At 35.5% G+C, this 4,951-nt stretch carries 6 protein-coding genes; 2 read left to right on the forward strand and 4 right to left on the reverse strand.

Annotated features, from left to right (window positions below; genetic code table 11):
* Positions 1–452: 50S ribosomal protein L11 methyltransferase (locus B2S90_RS00125; protein ID WP_286696356.1), on the reverse strand; the 452-nt coding region annotated here is incomplete at its 3' end.
* Positions 453–1,529 (reverse strand): peptide chain release factor 1, encoded by a 1,077-nt coding sequence (gene prfA, locus B2S90_RS00130; protein ID WP_278779585.1) that lies wholly within the window; start codon positions 1,527–1,529, stop codon positions 453–455.
* A gap of 158 nt (positions 1,530–1,687) precedes the next feature.
* Here prfA and B2S90_RS00135 point away from each other — a divergent pair, with 158 nt between their 5' ends.
* On the forward strand, positions 1,688–2,332 hold the full coding sequence (locus tag B2S90_RS00135) for an HAD family hydrolase (protein ID WP_055233325.1): 645 nt from the start codon (positions 1,688–1,690) through the stop codon (positions 2,330–2,332).
* Positions 2,333–2,465: 133 nt separating this feature from the next.
* Positions 2,466–3,092, forward strand: coding sequence for a thymidine kinase (locus B2S90_RS00140; protein WP_022425745.1), 627 nt, complete (start codon positions 2,466–2,468; stop codon positions 3,090–3,092).
* Positions 3,093–3,116: 24 nt separating this feature from the next.
* On the opposite strand, the gene dnaB is transcribed toward B2S90_RS00140, so the two are convergent.
* Positions 3,117–4,478, reverse strand: coding sequence for a replicative DNA helicase (gene dnaB, locus B2S90_RS00145; protein ID WP_055233907.1), 1,362 nt, complete (start codon positions 4,476–4,478; stop codon positions 3,117–3,119).
* Positions 4,479–4,489: 11 nt separating this feature from the next.
* Positions 4,490–4,936, reverse strand: a complete 447-nt coding sequence (rplI, locus tag B2S90_RS00150; protein ID WP_055233906.1) for a 50S ribosomal protein L9 — start codon at positions 4,934–4,936, stop codon at positions 4,490–4,492.
* Positions 4,937–4,951 lie beyond the last annotated feature (15 nt).

Below are 4,951 nucleotides of genomic sequence, written 5' to 3' on the forward strand. Positions count from 1 at the left end.
TTCTTTGCATTCTTAGATGCTGTATCTATTGCCCCTTTAGAGATATCTACTGCATATAGATTCGCCTTTGACTCACAAGCTAATGTAACTGCAATAGCGCCTGAACCCGTACCTATATCTGCCACAACCATTCCTGGTTTTATATAAGATAGAACCTTTTCTACAAGTTCTTCTGTTTCATAGCGAGGTATGAGAACGCTTGGATTGACATCAAACTCTCTACCATAGAAATATTCTTTTCCAATAATATACTGATAAGGTTCACCCTTAAGGTATCTATTCAAATAGTCCTTATATTGCATAAGAAGAGCCTCTTCAACAGGCTCTTCCCTTTTCAACAATAGTTGATAATAAGCATCTCCTGTGAGATCTTCATAGAGTCTTTCAGGGATATTTGTATGTGGATCATCAATTAAATCATGTGCATGTTTAAGTAATTCACCTAATAGCACTTATTCTTCTTCTCCTAGAAGTTTTAGTCTCTGGTCTTCATTAATTAATGCATCGATAATTGGTTCTAGTTTACCTTCCATAATACGGTCTAACTGCTGAATAGTTAAACCGATACGATGATCAGTGACACGGTTCTGAGGATAGTTGTATGTTCTGATCTTTTCAGCACGATCACCTGAACCAATCTTATTACGGCGTTCGTTTCCTAGTTTTTCTTCTTCTTCTCTTAATTTAGCTTCATAAAGTCTTGTACGTAATGACTGCATAGCCTTCGCACGGTTATCATGCTGTGAACGACCATCCTGGCTTGTTGCCACAATTCCTGTTGGAATATGTGTAATACGTACGGCAGAGTCAGTCTTATTGATATGCTGTCCTCCAGCACCAGATGAACGGTAAGTATCAACTCTTAAATCCTTTGGATCAATATCGATATCTACTTCTTCTGCTTCTGGCATAACTAATACTGTTGCAGTTGATGTATGAACACGTCCCTGTGTCTCAGTCTTAGGAACACGCTGTACACGATGTGAACCAGATTCAAACTTCATCTTAGAATATACACCATTCCCCTTGATAATAAATGATACAAGTGAATAACCTCCTGCTTCAGAAGGCTGAGCTTCTTCAATTTCAATCTTCCATCCCTGTGATTCAGCATACTTAGAATACATTCTAAATAAGTCACCTGCGAAGATATTACCTTCATCTCCTCCGGCTGCACCACGGATTTCCATTACTACGTTCTTTTCATCATTTGGATCCTTAGGAATTAATTCAATCTGGATATCATGTTCCATGATTGGCTGTTTCTTTTCTAATTCTTCTAATTCCATTTTTGCCATTTCTTTGATTTCAGGATCATTTTCATTTAATAATTCTTTGGCTTCTTCGATACCATCTAATAAAGCCTTGTATTCTTTATATAAGTTATAAGCCTTTTCTAAAGAAGCCTGTTCTTTAGAAGCCTGTGTCATCTTCTGAATATCATTTGCGATAGATGGATCCATAAGGATCTGTGTTAATTCTTCATATCTTTTTTCTACTGTCTGTAGTCTTTCTAATAGTGTATTCATCTTCTATCCTTTCTTTTAATAATGTTGATTTCATCATATAAATTGGTTAATTCTTCCAAATCGTACCCATTATAATATATTCAATTATTTTTCGCAATTAATTGAACACGGTTTCTATTTCTTATATACTTGAATATATAAATTGGAGGCTAGGAATTATGATAAAGGCAGTTATATTTGATATGGATGGTTTAATGATTGACTCTGAAAGAGTGACTTTTGAATGTTATCAAGAAATCATAAAACCAATGAATCTAACAATGGATGAAGCATTTTATAAAACTTTATTAGGTAAGCCTATCAAAGGAATCTATGAAAGATTTTACGATACTTATGGCAAGGACTTCCCTATTGAAAGTGTCATTAAAGATGTGCATGCTTTAATGGCTAAACGTTTTGAAACAGAAGGAGTTCCTATTAAGAAGGGTTTATTAGTGCTTCTTAATTATTTAAAAGAAAATGGTTATAAGACTATTGTCGCTACTTCTTCTAATCGTGATCGTGTTGATACTATTCTAGCACAGGCTCATATTACACAATATTTTGATGATTCTATCTGTGGTGATGAAGTAACTCATGGAAAACCACATCCAGAAGTCTTCTTAAAATCTTGTGAGAAGCTTGGTGTAAAGACTGATGAAGCGATTGTATTAGAAGATAGTGAAGCAGGTATTCAGGCAGCTTCTTCAGCTGGTATTAAAGTGATCTGTATTCCTGATATGAAATATCCTACAGAAGAATATGCAAGCAAAACATATAAAATATTAGATTCTCTTGATGAAGTAATTGATGAATTAAACTAACAAAAAAAGTCGGTATGATGACCGACTCTTTTTAATGGGATTCAGGGGAAATTTTTTATGGTTTTTCTTCTCTACAACTGTATAATACAGTGAGTATATGAAATCTATGTGAACTTTTAGGAGGTTTTATTAAATGTATAATCAATATCGTGAAGGATGGATAGAAGTCATCTGTGGATGTATGTTTGCAGGGAAAACAGAAGAATTAATTCGTCGTATTAATGTACTGTCTTATGCGAGAAAAAATATTCTTGTGTTTAAGCCAAAGATTGATGATCGTTATTCTACAACTGAAATTGCCTCACATGCAGGAAGTAAAGTACCTTGTATTGTTATCAGTGAAGCAAAGGAAATACTTAATCATGTGAATTATGATACAGATGTTGTAGCTATTGATGAAGTACAGTTCTTTGATGAAGATGTGGTAGATATCTGTGAGTATCTTGCAGATAGTGGATTACGTGTGATGGTTGCTGGTTTAGATAAAGATTTCCGTGGTGAACCATTTGGTGTCTTACCTGATTTATTAACACGTGCTGAGTTTGTGACTAAGTTAACTGCAGTTTGTGCAAAATGTGGTGCACCTGCCACAAGAACACAGCGTATTATTAATGGTAAACCTGCTTCTTTTAATGATCCTATTGTCTTAGTAGGTGCAAAGGAAGCCTATGAGCCACGTTGTCGTCATTGTCATGAAATAGTAGAAAAGCCTATTAAATTTGAAAATCAGAAGAAAATACAATTCAGACCAAGAAAATAAGCAGTGGCGCATGTGCCACTGCTTTTAAATTCTTAGTCCTTCACCACTATTCTGGTTTTCTGGACCTGTATAGTAATCTGAGAAACGAGAGTATTGTTTTTCAAATACAAGGCTGATATCGGCTGTTGCACCATTTCTGTGCTTGGCTACAACGATTTCTGTTAAGCCGTTTGTTTCTGCTTCTTTTTCTTTATTCTGATAGTCTTCACGATGAAGGAAGGCTACAATATCGGCATCCTGTTCGATGGCTCCAGATTCTCTTAAGTCGGACAACATCGGTTTTCCTTTACGCTGTTCAACCTGACGAGAAAGCTGTGATAAGGCAATAACAGGACACTTCAATTCTCTAGCTAATGCCTTTAACTGTCTAGAGATATCTGATACTTCCTGCTGTCTTGATTCTCTTGATGAAGATGGACCAGAGATCAGCTGAAGATAATCGATAATAACCATCTTTAAACCCTGTTCTCTTTGCAGTCTTCTACATTTAGCAGCAATTTCACCAATCTTAATTGCTGGTGTATCATCAATATATAAATTACAACGTGTGACACGATCTGCTGCTGCATAGTATTTATTCGCATTCTCTTTCAAAATCGCACCTGTTTTTAATTTATTGTTATCAATAGATCCTGCACAGCATATTAATCTGGTTACAAGCTGTTCAGCAGGCATTTCTAGTGAGAATATTGCGACAGCTTCTTCACTATTAAGTGATGAATTAAAACCAATATTCAAGGCAAAGGCTGTTTTACCTACAGAAGGTCTGGCCGCAAGAATAACTAAATCACCTGGCTGGAAGCCTGATGTTAATTTATCTAATTCTTTATAGCCTGTTTTTACACCAGAGACAACTCCACCATTTTTCTGAAGGAGATTCATTCTGGCTGTGACATTCTGTACAACACTTTCAATTGTCTTGAATTCCCCGGCATTTCTATCTCTTGTGACTTCTAAGACGTCTTTTTCTACTGTATCAATAAAATCATTGATATCAGTAATTTCACCATAAGCATCCTGTACGATGGTTGTGGCTTCCTTAATGAGTCTTCTGAGTAATGACTTCTCATTTAAGATCTGAAGATAATGTGTTGTATGGGCTACTGTAGGTACAGAATTCGCAAGTACCAATAAGTAATCTACCCCGCCTACTTTTTCTAATATCTTCTGGTTGATTAAATAATCAGTCACTGTTGTTGCATCAATCGGTTTATTACTGTCATGAAGGAACTTCATACCTGTAAAGATCAGTCGATGCGCATCAAGATAGAAATCCTGAGGTGTTGCCATGTTGATGACATCATTACATGCGTTCTTATCAATCAACATCGCCCCTAACAATGCACGTTCTGCCTCTAAGTCATGAGGGAGTTCTCTTGTATCCATAAGTATTCACCTTATTTTTCAGATAGATGAACATTGATAGTCGCAATAACACCTTTATAAAGTTCAATCTTAAACTTAGTAGTTCCTAAAGCACCTACTGGATAAGCATTAATGAACTTTCTCTTATCAATCTTAATACCATGTTCTTCTAATAATTTCTTTGCGATATGTTTTGTAGAAACATGATCAAAGCTCTTACCATCCTTACCAGTCTTAACCTTGAATTCTAGTACGATAGTTTCAAGCTTCTTTGCAAGTTCCTGAGCTTCTTCTTTTCTCTTTAAGTCTTCCTGTTTCTTTTCTTCTTCCTGTTTAGCAACAATCTTCTTGCCTGTTTCTGTTGCCATTAAAGCTTTACCATTCTTAATTAAGAAGTTCTGTCCATAACCGTCAGATACATTAACGATTTCACCCTTCTTACCAACTTTTTTCACATCTTCTAATAAAATAACTTTCATATTTTCCTCCATTTC

Origin of the sequence: Catenibacterium sp. UBA627 (assembly GCF_002299355.1) — a bacterium.
GTDB lineage: Bacteria > Bacillota_I > Bacilli_A > Erysipelotrichales > Coprobacillaceae > Catenibacterium > Catenibacterium mitsuoka.

Coding starts and splice junctions, on each gene's coding strand:
- prfA (WP_278779585.1), bottom strand. CDS start 1,529: ATGAATACACTATTAGAAAGACTACAGACAGTAGAAAAAAGATATGAA.
- B2S90_RS00135 (WP_055233325.1), top strand. CDS start 1,688: ATGATAAAGGCAGTTATATTTGATATGGATGGTTTAATGATTGACTCT.
- B2S90_RS00140 (WP_022425745.1), top strand. CDS start 2,466: ATGTATAATCAATATCGTGAAGGATGGATAGAAGTCATCTGTGGATGT.
- dnaB (WP_055233907.1), bottom strand. CDS start 4,478: ATGGATACAAGAGAACTCCCTCATGACTTAGAGGCAGAACGTGCATTG.
- rplI (WP_055233906.1), bottom strand. CDS start 4,936: ATGAAAGTTATTTTATTAGAAGATGTGAAAAAAGTTGGTAAGAAGGGT.